Consider the following 21,925-nt stretch of genomic DNA (forward strand, 5'->3'; position numbering starts at 1 on the left):
GGTAGGTCATTTCCCCTTCTTCAACTTGACGTACAACTGACAATTTAAAGGATAAATTATAATTTCGTTGGGTACGCCTTGCTACAGTCTTTCTCAATATTTTCATAAATAAGTCGATTTACTGTCAACTTATTTCAGGACGGGACATGCAAACAAAAAAGAGGAAAAGATTAATATCTTTCCCTCTTTCGTGGTACCACCTGGAATCGAACCAGGGACACATGGATTTTCAGTCCATTGCTCTACCAACTGAGCTATGGTACCCTTTTGTTTTGGTGATACAAAAGTAAGCAAAAATACTTTCCTGCAAAATAAATTATGCCAATCTAAATCTATTTCTACAAGGCATTATATCGAAAAGCATTCACTATCAATTTTTTTCTGTCTTTTTAGAATTAATTTAAATAACGAAAGTATGATAAAAGCAATACAATGAACTTTGTTTCGTTAAAATTAAACAAGGTATGGTTTTTGTTACTTAGCATACCACAGATTAATCACTAAATCAAAAGATCAATGACTGAAAATATATTCGTTAAATCAAGCAAGTTCTTTCTTAGTCTTTTAATTGCTTCATCTTTACTCATTTCTTGTAGCGACGACAATGATGATGGTGCAATAAGAGAATCCAGCACCATTTACGATACCATTGATGAAACCATGAGCGAATGGTATTTATGGAACGATGATCTTCCAAATATCAATTCAACATCGTATGCTTCGGTAAATGATTACTTCGAAGCTTTACTGGTATCGCAGGACAGGTGGAGTTATATTGCCAACCTTGATGAACTTTTAGCTTATCTCGAAAATGGAACCTATGTTGGTTATGGACTTGCTTTTAAATATGATGCAAATAATGATTTGAGAGTGAAACTCATTTTTGATGAATCGCCACTTGCTGCCGAAGGAATTACACGCGGTTGGAAATTGATCGAAATTAACAATCAGGAAATTGCTAATTTAAGCGATAACCAGGTGCTGAATGAACTGGATAAAAGTTCATCAACATTTGTATTCGAAAACAACCTGGGCGAGCAGAAAGAAATTAGTGCAAACCAGCAAGAGATCGATCAGAACTCTGTTTTATCTCAAAAAGTGATTGATTATGAAGGAACAAAAGTTGCTTACCTTGCATTTGACAGCTTTTTAGGAAGCTCGGAGAATGCTCTGAATGAAGCTTTCAATTTCTTCCGCACAGAGAATGCAGAAGAACTTGTTCTTGATTTGCGATATAATGGTGGTGGAAGCACCTACATTTCGAACCAATTGGCTGGCTTAATTACTGGCAATATTTACCAGGGAGATATTTATTCCAAAACGCTTCACAACCCTTCAAAAACAGGAGAAAATTTCTCTGAAGCATTTTTTAACCAACCATCAGCCTATGGCTTTAACAGGGTGTTTGTGATCACCACTTCAGGAACAGCCTCGGCAAGCGAAATGGTAATTAACGGATTAAGACCCTACCTGGGAGAAGAAAATGTGGTATTAATTGGTAGCAAAACCCACGGAAAACCCGTTGGAATGTATGTATTCGAAGAACCTGATTTCAACCTGGCGATTGTACCCATTAGTTTTTCGATTACCAATGCCAACGACGAGGGTAGTTATTTTGATGGTATTCCGGTAGATTTTGAAATATCAGACGATTTAAGTCGTGATTTTGGGGATATCGACGAAAGCAATTTCCAGGCTGCACTGCAATACATTAGCCAGGGTAGTTTCCCGGTTGTTACAGCTGCTAAATCTTTATCGACTACCGAGAGAGAATTTAAAAAGAAAGGGTTCGAATTGCTGATTGATGCAAATTAGAATCTAAAATGAAAGCAATAAAAAAGGGAAAAACTTGATGTTTTTCCCTTTTCTTGTGGTACCACCTGGAATCGAACCAGGGACACATGGATTTTCAGTCCATTGCTCTACCAACTGAGCTATGGTACCAGACCATTATGCATCTCAAAAAAAGAAAGTGGTACCACCTGGAATCGAACCAGGGACACATGGATTTTCAGTCCATTGCTCTACCAACTGAGCTATGGTACCCTCTTTACTTGAGCGATGCAAAAGTACGTAAAAAATTTACATCACCAAATAAAATTGCGAAAATTAGAAAGGATTTTTTAAGCTATTGTAAACTTCTTCTTACCTTTGCAGCCTAATAAAAAAGTATATGGTATTCGAAACTTACACATTATCAAATGGTATCCGGTTAATTCATCGACCGGTAAAGGCAAATGTTGCCCATTGCGGAATTATTTTGAATACCGGTTCCCGTGATGAGAAAGAGGACGAATGGGGGATTGCTCACTTCATAGAGCATGTAGTATTTAAAGGGACAACGAAACGTAAAGCATATCACATACTTAGCCGTATGGAAGATGTAGGTGGCGAATTAAATGCCTACACCACCAAAGAAGAAACATGCATTTACACTACTTTTTTGGACAAAGATTACAAAAGAGCTCTTGAACTGATTAGCGATATTACCTTCAATTCCGTTTTCCCTGAAAAGGAGCTGGAAAAAGAAAAAGAGGTAATTCTTGATGAAATTAATTCCTATAAAGATTCGCCTTCGGAACTGATTTTTGATGATTTTGAGGAATTACTTTTCAAGAAAGATGCAATTGGCAGAAATATTCTTGGAACTCCTAAACACATCAAAGCTTTTAAGCGTAATGACATTCTGAACTTCATTCAAAACAATTATCACACCGATCAGATGGTGATTAGTTCGGTAGGTAATATTCCATTTAAGAAGCTGGTTAAAATGGTGGAGAAGTATTTTGGGAGCATTCCGGAAAATTCTCGTATCGACAAAAGAAAAAAGCCAAATTCTTACAAGCCAAGAACTCAAACTTTGGTAAAGAACACTTATCAGAGGCATTGTGTTTTGGGAAATATCGCATACGATGCCAATGATGATCGTAGAATTCCTTTGTCTTTGTTGACAAATATATTGGGCGGACCAGGTATGAATTCTCGCTTGAATCTTTCCCTTCGTGAAAAACATGGATTGGCTTATAACATTGAAGCCAACTATACTCCTTATGCCGATACCGGCGTATTTAGCATTTACTTTGGCACCGATAAAGGTTACCTGGACAAATGCCTGAATCTGATCCACAAAGAGATGGATTTGCTTTGCACGAAAAAGCTAGGTCCGGGACAATTGGCAAAGGCCAAAAATCAAATGATTGGTCAGATTGCCATCTCGTCGGAAAACAATGAGAATTTAATGTTGAATGTTGGTAAAAGCTTCCTGCTTTACAATCGTGTCGATTCTTTGGAAGAGATTTACCAAAAGGTTGAGTCGATCACATCGGAGCAATTGATCGAAGTTGCCAACGAAATTTTAAATAAAGAGAAATTAACCACTTTGATGTATAAATAGTCATGTTGGAGATTAATAAAGAGCTGGAGGAATACATCCTAACACATACCGAAACAGAAGATCAGATCTTAAAAGATCTTACTCGGGAAACACATGTTAAAATGCTACGTCCGAGAATGCTTTCGGGGCATATGCAAGGTAAATTTCTGAAAATGATATGCCAGATGATGAATCCAAAACGGATTCTTGAAATTGGCACATATACCGGTTATTCGGCAATTAGCATGGCTATGGGAACTTCTGATGATTGCGTAATCCATACCATTGATTGCAATGATGAATTGGAATATTTCACGCGTAAATTCATCAAACAATCGGGTCATGAGAACAAAATAGTGTTCCACATTGGCGAAGCTTTACACATTATTCCAAATATTGATGAAGAGTTTGATTTGGTCTTTATTGATGCCGACAAAAGACAATACATCGAATATTTTGAAACCATATTTCCAAAACTAAAACAAGGTGGTTTTGTTTTGGCCGATGATGTATTGTGGGATGGTAAAGTTTTGGAAGAAGTTGAATCAAAAGATAAGCAAACACAAGGTATTCTTGCGTTCAATGAGTTCATTCAAAGAGACGAAAGAGTGGAAAATTTAATGCTTCCAATTCGTCATGGTTTAATGATGATTCGAAAGAAGTAAAGCTTCAAAGAAACTTACAATAAACCATACAGGAAAACACACTCATTCACTCATTCACTATTTTTACCAAAACCGTTGCTCCCAGGTTGGTTTGTCCGTTTTTCTGAATGACTTGCCAGCCTTGTTTTTTCAACTGCTTTTCGAGTCCATGGTTCAACATGCCATGGGCCACAAGAACAGCTGTTTCCTCTATATGTGCGACTTTAATTAGATTCTCGGCAGCTTGTTGTACTCTTACTTTAGCTTCCTTTCTGCTTTCGATTCCCCGATGATTGAATCCCAATAGCCAACTTCCACGACTAAAAAATTGCCAAATCGGCAATGGTAGTTTAATAATACTGTTAGCCTTGACCATTTTTATTTCGTACTCGCGAAAAATGGAATCGGAAACCACATGAAATTCCTTTCCAAAAATCGCCAAAGCAGTCTCCTGCGAACGTGGTAAATTTGAACAGTAAATGATATGATCAGGTTTTAAATTCACTTTTACCAACTCAGGATCGAAAGGAATAATAGGAACCGAGTTATAATTGTGAACATACTGTTGCGCCTCTTTTGCGGAATAAAACGTTTCCTTTTTCAAATCTGGCTTGGCATGTCGGATCAGGTAGATCTGTAATTTCTTCTTGCCCTGTTTTTTGAGATCCTCCTGCTCTTTTTCATCCACCTCATTCACACAAGTAAAAGCATCACAGCCGTTTACCGATTGTAAATATTTTTTCTGCGTAAGACAAGAGGTCATACACAAAAGTAAAAACACAAGGATCAGATGATATGTAAAAACTATTTTCTTCAAGATGTATGAATTAGTCAGAAATTCAAAATAAAGGAATTAGCTCTTCTCTTGCAAAATATTATTGTAAAAATTAGACCCCAATGTTCATGACAACCAATCCTAAAAAGTAATATCTTTGCCGGATCAATTCATAGCCTGTTCTAATTTTTAGTACTTACAGGTAATCTGCCGAATATATTTTAAGTACATCGGTATCAAAGAATAAACGTAATGGAAACAAAGAAACTAACACAGTTTAGTCCGGGAGCCGGATGTGGATGTAAAATCTCACCCAAAGATTTAGAATGCATTTTAAAGAGCAGTACACCAAGAATTCCTAATCCAAACTTACTTGTTGGTAACGATACGAAAGATGATGCCGCAGTTTACGATTTAGGAAATGGACAGGCATTAATCAGCACTACTGATTTCTTTACCCCAATTGTTGATGATCCTTACGACTTTGGAAGAATTGCTGCAACAAACGCCATTAGCGATATTTATGCTATGGGTGGAAAACCTATTATGGCTTTGGCGATTTTGGCCTGGCCCTTGGAAAAACTATCTACCGATATTGCTCAAAAAGTAGTGGAAGGCGCAAGAGATGTTTGTGCAAATGCTGGAATTCAATTGGCTGGTGGTCATTCTATTGATATCGGCGACCCTGTTTTTGGTTTGTCGGTGAACGGAATTGTAGCTACCGAAAGAGTGAAGAAAAACAATACGGCCAATCCAAATTGTACGCTTTTCCTTACCAAACCTCTTGGTATTGGTGTATTAACCACTGCCGAGAAAAAGAATCTAATTGCTCATGAAGACAACCAGCTTGCGGTTGATTTAATGTGCAGTTTGAACAAGGTTGGGGTTGTTTTTGGAGAACAGGAATACATTAAATCCATGACCGATGTAACAGGTTTTGGATTGCTTGGTCATCTAAGCGAAATTTGTGAAGGAAGTAATGTAAATGCGGTAATACAGTATAAAGATGTTCCAAAAATTGAAGGAGTTGAGGCATTAATCCAACAGGGAAGTACTCCAGGAGGAACCCGCAGAAACTGGGCATCTTACGGACATTTAATTGGTGAGATTACCGAAGATCAGAAAGCATTACTATGTGATCCGCAAACCAGTGGAGGATTACTTGTTGCTGTTGATAACAATCATATCGATGAATTTATCGGCCTGGCGAAAAGAGAAGGATTCGACCTGCAGCCAATTGGACATTTAGAAGAGAGAAAAAACAGTACAGAACCCTATATCAACGTAAGATAATTATGCACAAAAATACATTGATTCAAGTCAACCAGTATGGAATGGGAGCAGGCAGTGAAGAACTGGGTGTAAAACTTGCCACCAATTACTTCACATTGCTCGATGCAGAAGGAAGATTGCCAAAAATTATCGTGTTTTACAATGCTGGTGTAAAGTTGATTTGCGAAGGCTCTCCAGCATTGGAGGCTCTAAAAAATCTGCAAGAAAAAGGAGTTCGAATGCTGGCCTGTAAAACTTGCCTGGATTACTTCAATTTACTCGATAAAATAAAAGTTGGTTCGGTAGGCAGTATGCCTGATATTATTACCCTGCAAGCCGACGCTGATAAGGTAATTAACTTGTAAAAGCACAAAAAATATAATGAAGCTCACATTTAAATGTGAGCTTTTTTTTATTTGATTTGATTGAATTAAAACAAGCTTTGTATCTTTAGTATAACATTCACGATTACACCTACTTGAAGAAAATACTTACATATTTTTTTATTCTCTTGTTTACATCCCAGGTTTGTGAACAGGCTCTCATTTTGTCGCATTTTATAATCAAACAAGACTTTTACGCTGCAATTTGCGAGAACAAAGACAAACCAGAAATGGAGTGTAACGGAAAGTGTCATCTTAAAAAACAACTAAAGCAGCAAGAGGAGAAAGAGTCGAAAAAAGAAAAAATCAGTATAGAAAAAGAGAGTATTAGCTTTATAGCAGCTTATTTCGATCTCATTCCTAAACCAAAAATATCAATCGCTAAAGCTGATATTATTCCTTCTCAATTTCTACTCTTAGAGGAACATTTCCAAGATATTTTTCATCCCCCACAGTTCGTCTAATTATCATTAGCTGATAGAGTCAATATTGTAATCTCACAATATTGCAATGTTTTGTGCACCAGGAATTCGGATGCTCAATAGTTTCGAACACATAAAAATGAAGAATGAAAAAATCACTGACCGCCTGTATGCTATTGATTTGCATGCAGGTATATTCTCAAAACACAATCCAATTACTTGATAAGGATACGCAAGACCCCATTTCTTTTGCACATTTTCTTTTTGAAGATCAGAAAGGAAGTACAAATGAAATGGGCGAATTTACCATTGCACTTATCCAAGGCGAAACACTTTACATTTCGCACGTTAATTATGGGAAAATTACCATTCAACCTGACGCTTTAACAGAAGCGTTAAAAACAGGCAAAATTTTCTTGTCCAAGTCATTTGTCAGTTTATTGCCAACAACTGTAATCGCAAGAAGAAGTGCAGGAGAAGCTGAAAAAATGACAATTACATCAAGTGATAAGCTCTCGCATGATGCAGGTGAATTCCTAAATCAGTCGGCAATGGTAGGCGGAATTCGAAAGAGTGGAAGCTATGGTTTCGACCCGGTAATCAGGGGGTTTAAGTACGATCAGTTAAATATTGTAATGGATCATGGAATGGCTGCCACAGCAGCTTGTCCAAACCGAATGGATACACCAATTAGCCAGGTGCCTTTAAACATGGTCGATCAGGTAGAAATTGTAAAAGGTCCACACTCCTTGCGATATGGTAACGCCTTTGGTGGAAGCATTCATTTTAAATCTTCCCCTATTGATTATACCGATCGAACCACTGCTTTTGGACGTGCTACAGGCAGTTATGAAAGCAATGGTGAGATTTTCAGAACTGAAGCTTTGGCTGGTGCAAAAGGCAAGTTCTACAAGTTTGGAATTTTTGGTGCTTACAGCGAAGGTTCTGATTACGAAGATGGCAATGGAGAAAAGGTAGCTGCAGGCTTTAACAGGAGAAATATTGGATTCGCAGCCAATTTCAAACTCTCCGATTCTCAGAATTTACAGTTCTCAGCCAACAGCAATTTTGCCGAGGATATTGATTTCCCTGCCTTGAACATGGATCTTCGCGAAGATGACACCAAATTAATCAGCCTTGGTCATAAAATTACTTTTAAAAATTCTCCCCTGGCTTCTATTTCAACTGCTGCTAACGCTTCATTTGTCGACCATGTAATGGATAATCTGACTAAAAATTTAAATCCCAGAAAAGTAAATGCCATTACCGAAGCCGAAACCAAAAATTATGCATTTCGAACGGAGGCTGCGTTCCAGTTTAAAGAAAGTTCATTGTTTGCAGGAATTGATTACAAATCGGAGCAAGCCGAAGGAGAGCGTTCCAGGGAAATGTTGATGGGACCAATGGCGGGCAACACCATGTACGACAACATTTGGCAAGACAGTAAAATTGAAAAGCTTGGCCTTTTTGGAGAATATCATTTTTCGATCAATGAAACCTATTTTATAGCATCTACCAGAATCGAGAATAATTCGGCAAAAAGCAGAGACAAAGCAGCTAATTTTTCAAATGCCAATCCAAATGATCCATCAGATGAAATCAATTTCTCCTTTAGTATTGGAGCCAACAAAGATTTATCGGAAACATTGCGAGCAGGCATTTGGTTTGGAAGAGCTGAAAGAAGCGGAAGTCTTACTGAAAGATTTATCAATCACATTCCTGTTGATGTTGATCCGTATGAAAGAATCGGAAACACAGAATTGAAACCCGAATTGAATTATCAGATTGATGTTAATGTAAACTGGAAAACGGAGCATTTTTCTGTTGATTTCAACCTCTTCCATTCATGGCTTAGAGATTACATCAGTTCGGAAATCAGATCAGATATTTCTCCTTTAATGGCAACAGCCCCAGGAGTAAAACAGTTTGTGAATATTGATAAAGCCGTCATGCGAGGTTTCGAAATTCAATTCAACCAGGTCATATCCAGCCACATGTATCATGGCTTAAATTTGGCTTACACTTATGGTAAAAATTTGGAAATTAAGCAGGCATTGCCTGAAATTCCGCCATTGGATATCAGGTACAAATTGGGTGCTCATTTATGCAAACAAAAATTTACTCCTGAACTAAGCCTTCGCTATTCAGCCAAACAAAATAGAATTGCAGAAAACTATGGAGAAACAGAAACACCTGATTTTACTGTTTTTGATTTCAAAGCAAAATACCAGCTAACCGATTACTTTCAAATCATCGGAGGCATTCGAAACCTTTTCGATGAAGCTTACTATGAACACCTAAGTCGATCGGTTAAAGGAAGTAATAATGCAATCTATGCACCGGGCAGAAATTTTCATCTAACCCTAAGCCTTAGCCTTTAATTCATTTAGCATTCAATAAATACTACTCTCTTACAATTTTAAATCGTCCTTGTATCTTCGGATGCAAGGACTTTTTTTCTTCTCCATACAAACGTAAAACCTCAAAATCTTCAATGGCAAGCGCATCTTCTTCGTCAACCAACAATTGAAAATCGACATCCAACTTGTTCAAAAAATAATTGTTTATCGATACACTTAGCAAATCATCATCCTGTAGTTCTTTACCCTTCCAGTTAATGTAAATTGAATCTTTACTTTCGTGATATTCATAGCTTAAACCCGACACATGTAACAATTGTCCTTTGGTATTCGGAGCATTCTTTTTTAGTAGTGCTTTAAGCTCATTCCCCTTGATCAGGATTTGGCAAATTTTATTTCCAAATGGCAAAAGCGAACGAGCCGATTTCAAGGTAAAATTCCCTGCCGGAACATCTGCTCTTATTCCACCACCGTTAATCAGGCCAATATCCGATTCATGATACCATCTAAAAGCATCACTAATTACATTCCCTGCCAGACTTTCACCTGCAATTCCACTTTTAAAATCGAGAGGAACTTCCAAATCACAAATCTTCTCCGATAATTTCAAGTCCATATCCTTCTTGTAGTAGATTTCCATATCGCGAAGGTATTTCTCAGACTGAATTGTACTGTCGAGTGGCACAATCTCTATCCCAATTCTTCCGCTCTTTTCCAAACTGATTCTGCCTACAGAGCTCATATTTCCAGCAGTAGCTACAATGGGTCTTTTCCCTTTATAAAAAACATTACTTTCATACTCATATTGTTCCTCGGTAAGTATCAGATCAATATCAGGAAACTGTTCCAAAATTTTTCGGTTGGTATGTAAATCGGTTTGGGTAAGAGCAACCAAAAAATCATATTCTTTTACATCTTCCATTACCTCAGCAATGGCAATCAATAAATCTTCCTGTATTACCCGATTTGTTTTCATGGTGGAATTCATGGCATCGGTTAAGGCAATAAAAGCAATTCGTACGCCACCCATTGTCTTTATCAGATATCTTGGCACTAAAGCAAAGGATCCACCATCGCGGTTTTTCAGGTTGGTGCTCATCCATTGAAATTTCGATTTACTTAGCAATTCAAGGGTATGATCTACTCCAAAATCGAATTCGTGCTGACCAAAATTGCTGATATCAACAGGAATTTCGTTGAAAGCCTCAATCATCGGGAAACCTTTGTACATTCCTCCAAATAACACTCCACCACACAAATCGCCACCATGAATCACTAATGTGTTTGGGTTTTCCGATTTTGTATGGTCCACCAGGCTTTTCAATCGGGCTACACCACCTCTTCCTCCCTCCACATCTTCAACAGGGAAAATTCTGTGAGCATCAGTAAAATAGAGGATTTCTGCCTTTTGGGCTGATAAATTGACATTTAGCAGAAGCAGTATGAATAAAATTTGAAGCCTGTACATTGGAAAATATTTTTTTCTAAAATTACAACAATGTAAAATATGGCAGGCAATCACACGCAAACTAATCTTTAATTTTCTGTAAATCTGTCAAAATTATTCTTTGATAATCATTCCCTCATCTCCAAGCAAAAGAAACAATTGCAGCGAACCCGACTCGTGCAAAAGTTGCTTACAAGTCTTGTAACATTTCTGAGCCACCAAATGGTAGAAAGCTTCATTTTGCGAAAAAGGAATGATATCCAGAATGGCATTGGCCAGTTTCAGCTTCCTGATCTTCCTTTGAACCTCCTCGGAATATCCTGTTTCCTTTGCCAGATTGGCAACAAAATCACCATTAAAAACCACATTTTTACTGTGGGTATCCAAATGTCCTTCGGCCAGTTTCACCGATTTGCCAAACATGATGGCCACATTTACTTTTTCGATGCCTTCTGCTACAGCCAGCTTGATGGTATCACCCACTAAATTGCCAAAATGAATAAATGCTACCTGTGGCAAATTAGGAAAATCCTTTTTTAAACGATTCTCACTTCGTTTGCCGGATGTTAATACAATTTCGGAGCAATTATTTCCTTTGGCGACTTTCACCTGCTGGGCAATACTGGCCAAAAAAGCCTCATTCGACAAGGGTTTAACAATGCCGGTTGTCCCGATAATGGAAATTCCTCCTTCCACACCAATCCTGGGGTTAAAGGTTTGCTTTGCCAGCTCTTCTCCTTCCGGGATAAAGGCTTTCACATCAAAAGCCAGGTCTGTTTCATATTCTTCCGATAAGCGCTCCAAAACAGTCGAAACCATTTTCCGGGGAACCGGATTAATGGCTGGTTCACCAACAGATACCTGCAAGCCGGGCAAGCTAACTACCCCTAATCCCTTTCCTCTTAGGAAGTGAACACCTTCTCTGTCAGAGAAACTCAGTTCACAGCCAATTTCCTTTGCATGCGTAACATCAGGATCATCACCTGAATCCTTAATGACAACACAAGAAGCCGAGGCTGCAGTTAAATTTTCAGGAAAAATAACATATTGGGCTTTTTCTCCAGCTGGCAATTCAACTTCCACCCATTTTGGAAATTGTTGTTCGATTAAGGCAATAAAGCAAGCTTTTGTTGCTGCAGTCAGACATGTTCCTGTTGTAAATCCGCTTCTTAATTTCCCTTCTACCTGTAAATGTGTTTTCTTTATTTTGTAAAATTGTTGCAGGAAATCCTTTGGGTCATCCACCACATAATCGTAGGAAGGCAAATCAGGGCGTTTCACCACCCATAAAGGGATATTCTGTAGCTCAGCAACTTTCACTTTCGCCTCAAACAATCCTGATTCTCCACTCTCTTTTGAAAGCAAAATATCAGCCTTTAACCTCTTGCTCAAAATGGCCAATTCTTTTGCACCTGCCTTGGGATCCATTGGTATAACAAACCTCTTGTCTATTCCGGTTTCTTTTGCCTTTTCCCGGCTAAGATCAGTATCTAAAATTCTGAAGAAACAATTTCTATGCTCACCTAACACTTTCAGCTTTGTTATGGTCTGCACACCTGTAAGAGCCAATATAGTTTTAAATTCCTGATTGAGAAGTTCGGAAATCATATCCTGGTAAGAATCGAAATATCGAAGTTTTTGAGAGGATGTTCTGGCTGGGAATTTACGTTCGTATCTGATGCTTACAATTCCCAGCTTTTGAGCTGTGCGAGCGATATTCTCATGAAGTTGAACGGCAAAAGGATGCGCTGCATCAACAATCAGGCGAATACGATTCTGCTGGCAAAATTCCTGCATTTTATCAAGCTTCATATCTCCAAAAATCCGTTCGCCCTTAATTTGTTTGTGCGAATCGCTTCTTGTTGAATAAATATATTGCTGACCTATAATATCAAATAGCTCAGCAATCTTCTTCCCTTCTGTCGTTCCTCCAAAAATCAGGATCATAAATCTATAAAATTCGTTCTTGCTGATATTTCTGATTTACATGATTTGACTTCTCGCTGATCTTATAAACCTTTTAAACGCAGATCAATAAAATTTCTGCGTTAATCTGCGAGAAAGCATTTTTTCACCTTTTATTTTCCCTCACGAAAAGCATGGGTAAATTCCCTGTCATATAATTTTGAAAATCCTGAACGATTGTCAATCGCCTTCCCAACCACAATCATTGTGGTCATCTTCAAATTATTCTCTTCCACAGTTTTTGCCAGGCTTTCAAGTGTACATCGGTAAATTTTCTCATCCTTCCAGGTGAGCTTGTAACAAACCGCTACAGGCGTTTCCGGCGGATAATGCTCTGAAAGCTGAGCCTGAACCTTTTCTGCAATAGAAGCGCTCAGATAAATGCACATGGTGCTTTGCGATCTGGCCAGTTGATTCAGCTGCTCACGATCTGGCATTGGTGTTCTTCCTTCGCCGCGTGTAAGGATAATGGTCTGTACCTCTTCAGGAATGGTAAATTGGGATTCCAGTGCAGCTGCCGCCGCCTGAAAGGATGAAATCCCAGGTGTAATATGATAGTTCCACTTCAATTGATCCATAATGGCCATTTGTTCCTGAATGGCACCATAAATACAAGGATCACCCGTATGCAAACGCACCACAAACAATCCTCGATCGTAGAATGGTTTCATGCTTTCAATTTGTGTAATCAGATCCATACCTGCCGAACTTTTTACCACACAACCTGCCTTGGCATAATTCGTCAATTCCTTAGGAACCAAGCTACCTGCGTACAAAATCATGTCGGCAGTTTGCAACATTCTTTTGCCTCGTACCGAAACCAGTTCAGGATCGCCAGGACCAGCACCAACAAACTCTACAAAACCTTTTCTTTCACTCTTTTTATCCATGGCCAGGGCAAATGTAAAGTACTTACCACCAGCTTTTGCTTTGCTTTTCTCTACCAATAAAGAGTTGCCTGAAAGGTGCATGGCTGCCGCTTCCGATACGCTATAGCTCCCTGTAACCTCACTTACTTTTTCCGATGGGTTTGGAATATCATAATCCGCTAAAATATCATCAGCTAATGCTTTCAAAGGAATGTTCCATTTCTTAGCCAGTTCAATCAGCGCAGTTTCATCTGACTTTAAATTAACCGTACCAATTGCAGCTACAGCCAAAGGCGAAATTTGCTTCGATCTTAATTGTGAAACCAACTCTTTCTCAAAACTTTCAAACGGAAGGTTTCTCTGACAGCCTACACCCAATTGCAAGACTTTTGGACGATAGTAAATCGCCTTTTTTCCAAAATCATGAACAAAAGGAGTTACGGCCAAAATAAGCTGGTAATGTTCTGCATGAATCTCGTCGGCATTGAAAAACACATCTACATGATCGGGCTTTTCTGTTTCCAAAAAAAGGCTTCCTTTGTCTCTTACCTCTAAAAGTAAAGCTGTTTTCTTCTTGTTTACAAAAGCGGCCATTAATTGGGTTAATTGGCCTTCACACTCTAGTGTCCAATTGTGCTGCTGCGGCAATAAATCCAAAGCCCATAAGCCTGATGTATCGCTCACCGTTGTAACAACAGGAGTGGCACCTAATAAACGGGCAAGATCTTCCGACAATTGATTTGCACCACCCAAATGTCCCGAAACTACGGGCTGAACAAATTGTCCATTTGCATCGATATTAATGACTGCCGGATCGCTTTTCTTGCTCTCTAAAAATGCTGCAATTTCGCGAACACAAATGCCAAGAGCTCCAATAAAAATCAAAGCTTCGTATTTGTTCCATAGCTCCTCGTAGTTCTTGGGAGAGCGTACAATGCTCGCATTAAATCCGTTATTGATAATGCTATTGGCTAAATTTTCGCCTTTATCGGAATGAGTTATTATTATTTTTGACATGATATATGATTCAGTTTTGTCTAATGATCTACTTTCTTTCTCCTTTTTGGGCAACAAGTATGGTAATGGGGTTAAATTCGTCAACGCTTACAAGCATTTCCTGTGTTTTTTTATAATGATTTCTGATACACCAATTGGTAAAACCATTTTTACTTTTTTCACTTACCGAATTAAAAGCGATAATGCCTCCATTCAATAATTGCTGGTGAATATCATCTAACACCTCATCCATTTTTCCTCCGTATCCTCCCAGAAAAACAGCATCTGGTTTTTCGATCTCCGTTTTATCAGCTTGCAAATAATCACCAATAAAAATATCAATACCCGGCGCTTGGAATTTTTTTGAATTGCGTTCTATAATCCCTTTTGATTCATCACGAATTTCGAATGATTTTACCTTAAGGTGTGGGTGATTCAGTCGTGCTTCGATAGAAACACTGCCAGTACAGGCGCCAACATCCCAAAATACTTTTTTCGATTGCAATTCCATCAGCGAGAGCGTAGCCAAGCGAATGGGCATTTTGGTTATCATTTTTGGTCTGCCATTCAGAGGTTCAAAATCGCACTCGGGAATGCCTTTTTTTGGAATTGCATCATCGATTTTTTCCAAATAAAAACAGTTTGGATGATTAAAATCGAAAAGTACAGCATCCTCCAGACTCAACTCGCAGGTTTTTTCCCTTTCGCCTCCAAGACACTCGCCATAGTACATTTTATAGTTCGAATAGCCATATTGTAACATTCGCTCGGCTATGCTTTTGGGCGTATTTTTTCGATCGGTAAGAATGCCCATTCTTTCCGTTCCACTGATCAATGCCTGGTCGAATCGATCAAAAGACCTACCCGTAAGCGTAACAGTCTGAAATTCTCCGTAAGGCAATTTGAAACGATGCGCCAAAAGCTGTAGAGAATTAAAATCGGGAAGAATCTCAATTTCAGCACCAGGGAATTCCCTTTGTAAAGTGATTCCTATGCCATAGAACAATGGATCACCGGAGGCAAACACAATCCAATCGCTTTTGGACTGCTGAATTGCATCGTAAAGACCTGATAATGGCACTACAATATCATGCCAATGAGATTCTTTCGGTAAAAATTCACTTACCAACTCCCGATGACGATTTCCTCCTGCAAAATACTTTCCTGCCTGAATCAGGGCAAGTTCTTTGCTCTTAAAATCAGGTTTTAAATCTGATATTCCTATAATCCTTATTTTCATAAGATTTTAATTCCTGTAAAACTTTTTCTCTCTGCTTATATCTGCGATGACAATCTGCGTAAATCAGCGTGAACAATTTTATAGATACTCTCCAAACATCACTGTTATACCTTTCTCCTGCATAGCGAATTATTAACATTAATTTCTCGCAGATAATCGCGGATATCTTTCGCTGATTCTCGCGAATATTTCTATAATTTTTGCACAAATCTGCGATGACAATCTGCGTAAATCAGCGTGAACAATTTTTAAAGGTTATTATCCTTAATTTTATTAATCCGCTTGATTTAAAGCTTATTTACGATTCGTTTTATATTGGCACTCAGGTTTGAAGCATTAAAGTTTATCAATATCCCTAATCTCTTATCTGTTAATTTGAGATAGGTCAATAATTGCTTATAATGAACATCAGCCAAATTTTCCACCGATTTAATTTCAATAATAACCTTATCATTAACGATAATGTCCAATCGAAATCCAATATCAAATTTTATATGCCTATAATTCATTGGAATAGCTTGCTGACATTGTACGCAATATCCCATTTCTTTCAGTTCATAAGCCAATGCTTTTTCATACACACTTTCAAGTAAACCAGGTCCTAGTTCATTGTAAATTTTAAATGCTGCCCCACGAATATCATACGAAATATCATTCTCCTTCATAGCTAATTATCAATTAATTTTAACCTTCTAATTTAACATTAAATAATTAATATTAATTTCTAGCTGATATTTCTAATTAATTTTGCGCAAATCTGCGATGACAATCTGCGTAAATCAGCGTGAAAGATTTTATGGAAACTCCTCGAATATTAGAAGATATATTACACTCCTTAATAGCTAATTCTTAATATCAATTTCTCGCAGATATTCGCTGATATCTTTCGCTGATTCTCGCGGACATTTCTATTTATTTTTGCGCAAATCTGCGATGACAATCTGCGTAAATCAGCGAGAACCATTTGGTAATTTACAACCCTTCACCCGGATGCATTTCTTCTGCTTCCTTCCAGCTTAAAATTGCATTGATAATGGTAGCTGCAACATTGCTTCCACCCTTTCTTCCGTTTACGAAAACTGCCGGCACATCGGGACAACCATATTTCAACTGCCACTTGCTTTCCTTCACATTCACAAAACCAACAGGTGCAGCAATTACTCCGGCCGGATTGGCTTTTCCATTGCGAACAAGTTTGATCAACTCAATTAATGCAGTTGGAGCGTTTCCAAATGCAAAAATCGCATCAGGATGTTCTTCCACTGCCAATCGAATTCCTGCCTGTGTTCGTGTAATGTTCTTTTCTGAAGCCATAGCGGCAACGCGCTCATCATCGAGATAACACTTAATCTGAAGCCCCAATTTATTGGCGGTGGCTCTTCGAATTCCCCTGGTTACCATCGATACATCAGTAACAATTACAGGTGGTTTTCCTGAATAAAATTTCTCGTGAAGTTGCTCTACCACACCATTAGTCAGCTCTACCGATTCGTTCAGTTTAAAATCTGCCGTAGTATGGATGCAGTGCAAAGCCACCCAAATATGGGCCAATGATTTATCCGAAATATCAATATTCTCCAAAATGGTTTGGAAACTTTCATTCATGATTTTTCGGCCCAACTTGTCATTACTCTCATTTTTATTGGCATAATAACCTCTTGGCGTAATCATTTTCCCTTGGTTTCTGAAAGTTTGGCTGTTACCGATTACAATTACAGTAAACATATCGGCCTTGCTAGTATCCAGTTCGGCTAGTGTAATCACCTCTATGCTCTCATCTTCTCTTCCAACATTTCTGGCAATACCTACAGGAGTTTCCGGCGAACGCACTTCAAGAAATAATTCTCTCAATCTCATCAACTGCCAAAATCTTCCCTTGCTTAAAGGATTGTATACTGTAGTCACAAAATCGGCCTCAGCCGCAGCAACAATTCTTTTTTCGATTTTTTCCCATGGTGTCAACAAATCAGACATGGAAATGGAGCAAAAATCGTGACCCAGGGGAGCACCCAATTTCGATGCAGCTGCAAACATGGCTGAAATTCCAGGAATCACTTCTAAGTCAACTTCAGAAACCTTCTCTGCTTTCATTTCCCAAAGTAGCGGAGCCATTCCATAAACACCTGAATCGCCACTGCTTATTACCGCAACAGTATTTCCTGCCTCGGCCAATTCAAAAGCCTTTGCTGCTCTTTCTCTTTCCTTTTTCATACCGGTATCAATCAGCTCTTTTCCTCCCGACAATTGCTTAATGTGTTCGAAATAAAAGCTGTAACCAACAATAACTTCTGATTCCTGGATAGCTTGTAAAGCTTGTGGAGTTAGAAATTTTTCATTCCCTGGTCCTATTCCTATGCTGTATATTTTCTTAGCCATAAATGATAATTAATGAAAAGTAAGGTATTGTGCGCATTTGTAAATCCTTCACATCAGATGTGGAATACTGTTGAGCTGTTCCTACGCGTTCGATGTAAAAAAATGATCTGTTCTGCTGTTGTAAAAAATCGCTCCATCCGTCTAAAACACTCATCTTCATTACTACAAGTGTTTGCTTTTGATTCAAGGCTTCTTCTATTTCTTTAAAATCTTTAGGTCGGGCAATTACTTTTAGAGCCTGATTGCCTTCGGTAACCGGGCGTTCGCCTTCGGCCCCGCTGGCAATAAATGCCGGAATTCCTGGGATAACATCACAATCTAAATCTGCTTCCTGGGCCAATTTCAACAAATAACCAAAAGTGCTATAGAAAAGAGCATCCCCTTCCGAAACTACAGCAACATCTTTTCCTTTCTGCAGTTCTGAGTGTATCTTTTCGAATGCCTTCTGATAATGTTCATCCCTGTTTTTTCCTGTCATTGGAATACACAAAGGCAAACAGTTGGTATCCACATTTAATTGCTCCAAAATCTGCAATGAAAATGAAGTTGTTTTTGATTTTTGTACCTCCGATGCCGGATAAAAGATCAGGTCTACATCCTGTAGCGCTTTTAATCCTTTTAGGGTTATTAGTTCAGGATCACCCGGCCCCAATCCTACACCTATTAATTTTCCCGTACTCATAAGTTTAGTTCTTTTAAAAATGCACACATTTTATTCTGCTCTCCCAGGTATAGATGCATATAGGAAGCCCAGCAATTCTTTTTTCTATACACTGGCATTTCGATATCTTTCCCTCTGGCGGTTTTTGCCTGGTATGCTGTACTGGCTTCTTCTTCACCAATTAAATTGGAATAATGGAACTCATGTCCCTTAATATTGGTTTCATCGCCTACCAGTTCGCGATATCCCAAATGGAGTTTCATATTTTCAAATGAAGTATCGAAATCAAAAACACCAGTCATTTTATAAATTTCACCTGCTTTGGTAATGATATTTTTCCCCAGGTACATCATTCCTCCACACTCTGCAACTACGGCCTTACCTGCTTCGATATAATCAGCAATAGCTTGTTTCATCCTTACATTTTCAGCCAATTTTTCTGCAAATAGTTCGGGATATCCACCAGGCAACCAAAGCAAATCGGCAGCAGGTAAATCTGTATCGCTCAATGGGCTAAATTCTGTTACTTCTCCCAATTCAGCCAGTACGTCCCTGTTGGCCTGGTATGAGAAATTAAAAGCCTCATCGTTTGCCAGGGCAATTTTCAAATGCTTTTGCTCGGTCTTAGATTGAACTTCTGATTCTGAAATTTCCTTGTTTGTGATCTGCAAAAGCAGATCTATATCTACATGTTTCTCGAGCAAACCAGCAGCAATATTTACAATTTCGCGATTCTGATTTTCGCCAGGAAGGTGTAAACCCAGGTGTCTCGATTCTATTGCCAGTCTTTGATCTCTTGGCATGTATCCTAAAGTGGGAACTCCCGCGTCAATGGCAGCTTCTTTCAGAAACTGAAAATGCGATTCACCGGCCACCTTGTTAAAAATGACTCCGGCCAAATTAATTCGTGAATCGAAATGCTTAAACCCATACAACAATGGAGCAACAGAATAAGCTGTGCTGGAAGCATCAACCACGAGGATAACAGGTAGATTAAGCATTCTGGCCAATGCAGCAGAACTGCCCTGGTCTTTTTGGGCGCCATCAAACAAGCCCATTACTCCTTCTGCCACCGAAACATTGGCTTTGGAAGCTTCTCGTTCAAATATTCCTTGCACATGGGCTTCATTTGCCATCCACAAATCCAGGTTATAGGATGGCTGACCTGCAATTTTTGTATGGTGCATCGGATCGATATAATCCGGACCACATTTAAATGGCTGAACCTTAAACCCTCTATCAACGAAAGTTTGCATTAAGCCAAGGGTAATCATGGTTTTGCCCGAATTACTTTTAGGCGCTGCAATTAAGAAGGCATTTGTTGTTTTTTTATCCATAATATTTCATTAACCATTCGGTTCTTTTGGCTTGATTAAAATCTGCCATTTTCGATTTTTTAATCTTTTGAATCTGATGAAAATCCAATTCTGCAATTGAACAAACATCAGCAGAGAGCGATTCACACAGCAATTCTCCTTTTGGATCGAGAACAAAGCTCAATCCTGGAAACAGAGTGCCGTTTTCATTTATAGTTTCCTGGTTGCAAAGCATTATAAAACAGCTGTTGTCATAAGCTCGGGCAGGTATATACCTTTTTAATCTATTGATTTTTGCAGCTGAACTTTCCCTTGGCGATGCAAATGCCATTGCCAATACATCGGCTCCTTTTCTTTGCTGGATATAACTCAATTCGGGGAAGTGCGTTTCGTAGCAAAGCTGAATGCCTAGTATCATTCCTTTCACCTGAAAAACACTAATTTTGTCTCCCTCCGAAAACACCTCTTTTTCATTGGATGACAGGTGAGTTTTCCGATGTTTCCCAAGCAATGTTCCCCCTTCAAATACAAAGTGGGTAATAAAAATTTTATCTTCTTCCCACTCAGGAAATCCAATGGCAAAAGCAGAATTTACAACAGACGATAGGTCAAGTAATTTCTTAAAAAGCCAGGCTCTTTCTTTGCAAGCAGTCTCTAAAACGTCAACATTTCTGGTAAATCCAGTCAAATTCAGCTCTGGAAACAAAATAAAATCCACTCCTTGGGCATTCAACTTTTTTATCCAACTCATTGTAATGGATAAATTTTGATTGAAATCGCCTATTATGCTTTTTGAACCGACCGCTGCAACCTTCATTCCTTTATAATTTTAGCGTTAATGCCAGCACATCTTCTATGCTTTCCTCCTGACCAATGCATTCTCCATTTTGGAAATATTTGAAACTTAACTTTCCGTTCCTGCACACTTCCAACCATTGCGAGTCCTCATCCTTTTTTCGAATGGTTTTAATTCCATTTCTGGCAAATGCCCTTCGAAGCAATACATATTCAAAGCCATGACCCTTTACAGGGATTTCCATATTGTAATCGTAACCCACTCTGAAAAGCCCGGTTTTATTATCAAATTCAATTCCCCTGTTTTGGAAAATACTCTGAAATTCATTTTTCAGCAACAAATCTTCAGGAGTTCCGGTGAGTAAAGCTTTTTGGGCCGATAACAACCAGAGTTTATCTGCCATTTGCAAAGCCAGGTCTAAATCGTGGGTCGACATTAATACCGATTTGCCCGATTGACTGGCAATTTGTCGGAGCAACTGCATAATTTCTACACGTGCAGGCATGTCAAGAAAAGCTGTTGGTTCATCGAGAATAATGATTTTGGTATCCTGAGCCAGCGCTTTAGCGATAAATGCTTTCTGCTTTTCTCCATCGCTCAGGTTTGCCAATCGCTCTTTCTTCTTGTGCAAAATCCCACATTTTTCAATGGATGTATGCACAATCTGCTTGTCTTCATCGTTCAAAATTCCAAATGTTCCTGTGTATGGACTACGGCCTAATCCGACCAGTTCTTCAACCGTTGCATTTGGAACAATTACACGATCGGTGAGGACTACAGCGGCCATTTTGGCCAAATCTTTTTCCGATTGTTGCAAAAGATTCTTTCCCAACATGCTGGCCTCTCCATCCAATGCAGGTTGAAATCCGCAAATGGTTCTGATGAGTGTACTTTTGCCCGTTCCATTTTCGCCCAACAGGCAAACCAGTTCGCCTGCATACATTTTGGCATCGAGCTTTTCATGAACAATTTTAGCTCGCTTTCCCTTGCCGTAACCAATACTTAATTTGTTGATTTGTAAGATTTCCAT

General features: G+C 38.7%; 18 protein-coding genes and 3 tRNA genes. 7 read left to right on the plus strand and 14 right to left on the minus strand.

Going from position 1 to position 21,925, the window contains the following annotated elements:
- Nucleotides 1–191: 191 nt before the first annotated feature.
- A tRNA-Phe gene (locus ELS83_RS15025) sits at nt 192–264 on the minus strand.
- A gap of 252 nt (nt 265–516) precedes the next feature.
- On the opposite strand from ELS83_RS15025, the gene ELS83_RS15030 reads away from it, so the two are divergent.
- On the plus strand, nt 517–1,815 hold the full coding sequence (locus tag ELS83_RS15030; protein WP_171596379.1) for a S41 family peptidase: 1,299 nt from the start codon (nt 517–519) through the stop codon (nt 1,813–1,815).
- A gap of 56 nt (nt 1,816–1,871) precedes the next feature.
- Here ELS83_RS15030 and ELS83_RS15035 read toward each other — a convergent pair.
- A tRNA-Phe gene (locus tag ELS83_RS15035) sits at nt 1,872–1,944 on the minus strand.
- A gap of 29 nt (nt 1,945–1,973) precedes the next feature.
- Nucleotides 1,974–2,046, minus strand: a tRNA-Phe gene (locus ELS83_RS15040).
- A gap of 127 nt (nt 2,047–2,173) precedes the next feature.
- Between ELS83_RS15040 and ELS83_RS15045 the strand changes: the two genes are divergently transcribed.
- Together ELS83_RS15045 and ELS83_RS15050 are read left to right on the plus strand one after the other, a co-directional pair.
- Nucleotides 2,174–3,394: a M16 family metallopeptidase gene (locus ELS83_RS15045; protein WP_171596380.1), complete on the plus strand. Its 1,221-nt coding sequence runs from the start codon at nt 2,174–2,176 to the stop codon at nt 3,392–3,394.
- Nucleotides 3,395–3,396: 2 nt separating this feature from the next.
- Nucleotides 3,397–4,038 carry an O-methyltransferase gene (locus ELS83_RS15050; RefSeq protein WP_171596381.1) on the plus strand — a complete coding sequence of 214 codons (642 nt, stop codon included), beginning with the start codon at nt 3,397–3,399 and terminating at the stop codon, nt 4,036–4,038.
- Between the two features lie 46 nt (nt 4,039–4,084).
- Here ELS83_RS15050 and ELS83_RS15055 read toward each other — a convergent pair whose 3' ends face one another.
- Nucleotides 4,085–4,834 carry a histidine phosphatase family protein gene (locus ELS83_RS15055; RefSeq protein ID WP_171596382.1) on the minus strand — a complete coding sequence of 250 codons (750 nt, stop codon included), beginning with the start codon at nt 4,832–4,834 and terminating at the stop codon, nt 4,085–4,087.
- Nucleotides 4,835–5,044: 210 nt separating this feature from the next.
- On the opposite strand from ELS83_RS15055, the gene selD reads away from it, so the two are divergent.
- The 4 genes from selD to ELS83_RS15075 all read left to right on the plus strand — a co-directional run bounded on the left by selD (nt 5,045) and on the right by ELS83_RS15075 (nt 9,250).
- Nucleotides 5,045–6,085, plus strand: a complete 1,041-nt coding sequence (selD, locus tag ELS83_RS15060) for a selenide, water dikinase SelD (protein ID WP_171596383.1) — start codon at nt 5,045–5,047, stop codon at nt 6,083–6,085.
- A 2-nt stretch (nt 6,086–6,087) separates the two neighbouring features.
- On the plus strand, nt 6,088–6,429 hold the full coding sequence (gene yedF / locus ELS83_RS15065) for a sulfurtransferase-like selenium metabolism protein YedF (RefSeq protein WP_171596384.1): 342 nt from the start codon (nt 6,088–6,090) through the stop codon (nt 6,427–6,429).
- Between the two features lie 113 nt (nt 6,430–6,542).
- Nucleotides 6,543–6,911, plus strand: coding sequence for a hypothetical protein (locus ELS83_RS15070; protein ID WP_171596385.1), 369 nt, complete (start codon nt 6,543–6,545; stop codon nt 6,909–6,911).
- Between the two features lie 104 nt (nt 6,912–7,015).
- On the plus strand, nt 7,016–9,250 hold the full coding sequence (locus ELS83_RS15075; protein WP_171596386.1) for a TonB-dependent receptor domain-containing protein: 2,235 nt from the start codon (nt 7,016–7,018) through the stop codon (nt 9,248–9,250).
- Between the two features lie 22 nt (nt 9,251–9,272).
- Here the strand turns inward: ELS83_RS15075 and ELS83_RS15080 are convergent, their stop codons facing one another.
- The 10 genes from ELS83_RS15080 to ELS83_RS15125 all read right to left on the minus strand — a co-directional run bounded on the left by ELS83_RS15080 (nt 9,273) and on the right by ELS83_RS15125 (nt 21,925).
- A complete protein-coding gene (locus ELS83_RS15080; RefSeq protein WP_171596387.1) occupies nt 9,273–10,697 on the minus strand; it encodes a bifunctional metallophosphatase/5'-nucleotidase in 1,425 nt (474 codons plus the stop codon).
- A 93-nt stretch (nt 10,698–10,790) separates the two neighbouring features.
- Nucleotides 10,791–12,623 carry a cobalt-precorrin-5B (C(1))-methyltransferase CbiD gene (cbiD, locus tag ELS83_RS15085; protein ID WP_171596388.1) on the minus strand — a complete coding sequence of 611 codons (1,833 nt, stop codon included), beginning with the start codon at nt 12,621–12,623 and terminating at the stop codon, nt 10,791–10,793.
- A 131-nt stretch (nt 12,624–12,754) separates the two neighbouring features.
- Nucleotides 12,755–14,527 (minus strand): precorrin-4 C(11)-methyltransferase, encoded by a 1,773-nt coding sequence (gene cobM / locus ELS83_RS15090; protein WP_171596389.1) that lies wholly within the window; start codon nt 14,525–14,527, stop codon nt 12,755–12,757.
- A gap of 28 nt (nt 14,528–14,555) precedes the next feature.
- Nucleotides 14,556–15,746, minus strand: coding sequence for a precorrin-6y C5,15-methyltransferase (decarboxylating) subunit CbiE (gene cbiE, locus ELS83_RS15095; protein ID WP_171596390.1), 1,191 nt, complete (start codon nt 15,744–15,746; stop codon nt 14,556–14,558).
- Between the two features lie 287 nt (nt 15,747–16,033).
- Nucleotides 16,034–16,411: a GxxExxY protein gene (locus ELS83_RS15100; RefSeq protein WP_171596391.1), complete on the minus strand. Its 378-nt coding sequence runs from the start codon at nt 16,409–16,411 to the stop codon at nt 16,034–16,036.
- A 307-nt stretch (nt 16,412–16,718) separates the two neighbouring features.
- A complete protein-coding gene (gene cobJ, locus ELS83_RS15105) occupies nt 16,719–18,122 on the minus strand; it encodes a precorrin-3B C(17)-methyltransferase (protein ID WP_171596392.1) in 1,404 nt (467 codons plus the stop codon).
- The gene (gene cobI, locus ELS83_RS15110) at nt 18,115–18,804 is read right to left on the minus strand and encodes a precorrin-2 C(20)-methyltransferase (RefSeq protein ID WP_171596393.1); all 690 of its coding nucleotides are present in this window, start codon (nt 18,802–18,804) and stop codon (nt 18,115–18,117) included. Before cobI ends, cobJ begins: the two co-directional genes overlap by 8 nt.
- Complete coding sequence (locus ELS83_RS15115) at nt 18,801–20,120, minus strand: cobyrinic acid a,c-diamide synthase CobB (RefSeq protein ID WP_171596394.1); 1,320 nt, start codon at nt 20,118–20,120, stop codon at nt 18,801–18,803. Before ELS83_RS15115 ends, cobI begins: the two co-directional genes overlap by 4 nt.
- Nucleotides 20,113–20,916, minus strand: a complete 804-nt coding sequence (locus tag ELS83_RS15120) for a nitrilase-related carbon-nitrogen hydrolase (protein ID WP_171596395.1) — start codon at nt 20,914–20,916, stop codon at nt 20,113–20,115. Before ELS83_RS15120 ends, ELS83_RS15115 begins: the two co-directional genes overlap by 8 nt.
- Before the next feature lie 4 nt (nt 20,917–20,920).
- A complete protein-coding gene (locus tag ELS83_RS15125) occupies nt 20,921–21,925 on the minus strand; it encodes an ABC transporter ATP-binding protein (RefSeq protein WP_171596396.1) in 1,005 nt (334 codons plus the stop codon).

This window comes from Marinifilum caeruleilacunae (assembly GCF_013141825.1).
Taxonomy (GTDB): Bacteria; Bacteroidota; Bacteroidia; order Bacteroidales; family Marinifilaceae; genus Marinifilum; species Marinifilum caeruleilacunae.

Bases quoted from the DNA above. Each gene is read 5' to 3' on its own strand.
- ELS83_RS15030 (WP_171596379.1), top strand. From the start codon at position 517: ATGACTGAAAATATATTCGTTAAATCAAGCAAGTTCTTTCTTAGTCTT.
- ELS83_RS15125 (WP_171596396.1), bottom strand. From the start codon at position 21,925: ATGGAAATCTTACAAATCAACAAATTAAGTATTGGTTACGGCAAGGGA.
- ELS83_RS15075 (WP_171596386.1), top strand. From the start codon at position 7,016: ATGAAAAAATCACTGACCGCCTGTATGCTATTGATTTGCATGCAGGTA.
- cobI (WP_171596393.1), bottom strand. From the start codon at position 18,804: ATGAGTACGGGAAAATTAATAGGTGTAGGATTGGGGCCGGGTGATCCT.
- ELS83_RS15115 (WP_171596394.1), bottom strand. From the start codon at position 20,120: ATGGATAAAAAAACAACAAATGCCTTCTTAATTGCAGCGCCTAAAAGT.
- cobM (WP_171596389.1), bottom strand. From the start codon at position 14,527: ATGTCAAAAATAATAATAACTCATTCCGATAAAGGCGAAAATTTAGCC.
- selD (WP_171596383.1), top strand. From the start codon at position 5,045: ATGGAAACAAAGAAACTAACACAGTTTAGTCCGGGAGCCGGATGTGGA.
- yedF (WP_171596384.1), top strand. From the start codon at position 6,088: ATGCACAAAAATACATTGATTCAAGTCAACCAGTATGGAATGGGAGCA.
- ELS83_RS15100 (WP_171596391.1), bottom strand. From the start codon at position 16,411: ATGAAGGAGAATGATATTTCGTATGATATTCGTGGGGCAGCATTTAAA.
- cobJ (WP_171596392.1), bottom strand. From the start codon at position 18,122: ATGGCTAAGAAAATATACAGCATAGGAATAGGACCAGGGAATGAAAAA.
- ELS83_RS15080 (WP_171596387.1), bottom strand. From the start codon at position 10,697: ATGTACAGGCTTCAAATTTTATTCATACTGCTTCTGCTAAATGTCAAT.
- ELS83_RS15045 (WP_171596380.1), top strand. From the start codon at position 2,174: ATGGTATTCGAAACTTACACATTATCAAATGGTATCCGGTTAATTCAT.
- ELS83_RS15050 (WP_171596381.1), top strand. From the start codon at position 3,397: ATGTTGGAGATTAATAAAGAGCTGGAGGAATACATCCTAACACATACC.
- cbiE (WP_171596390.1), bottom strand. From the start codon at position 15,746: ATGAAAATAAGGATTATAGGAATATCAGATTTAAAACCTGATTTTAAG.
- cbiD (WP_171596388.1), bottom strand. From the start codon at position 12,623: ATGATCCTGATTTTTGGAGGAACGACAGAAGGGAAGAAGATTGCTGAG.
- ELS83_RS15120 (WP_171596395.1), bottom strand. From the start codon at position 20,916: ATGAAGGTTGCAGCGGTCGGTTCAAAAAGCATAATAGGCGATTTCAAT.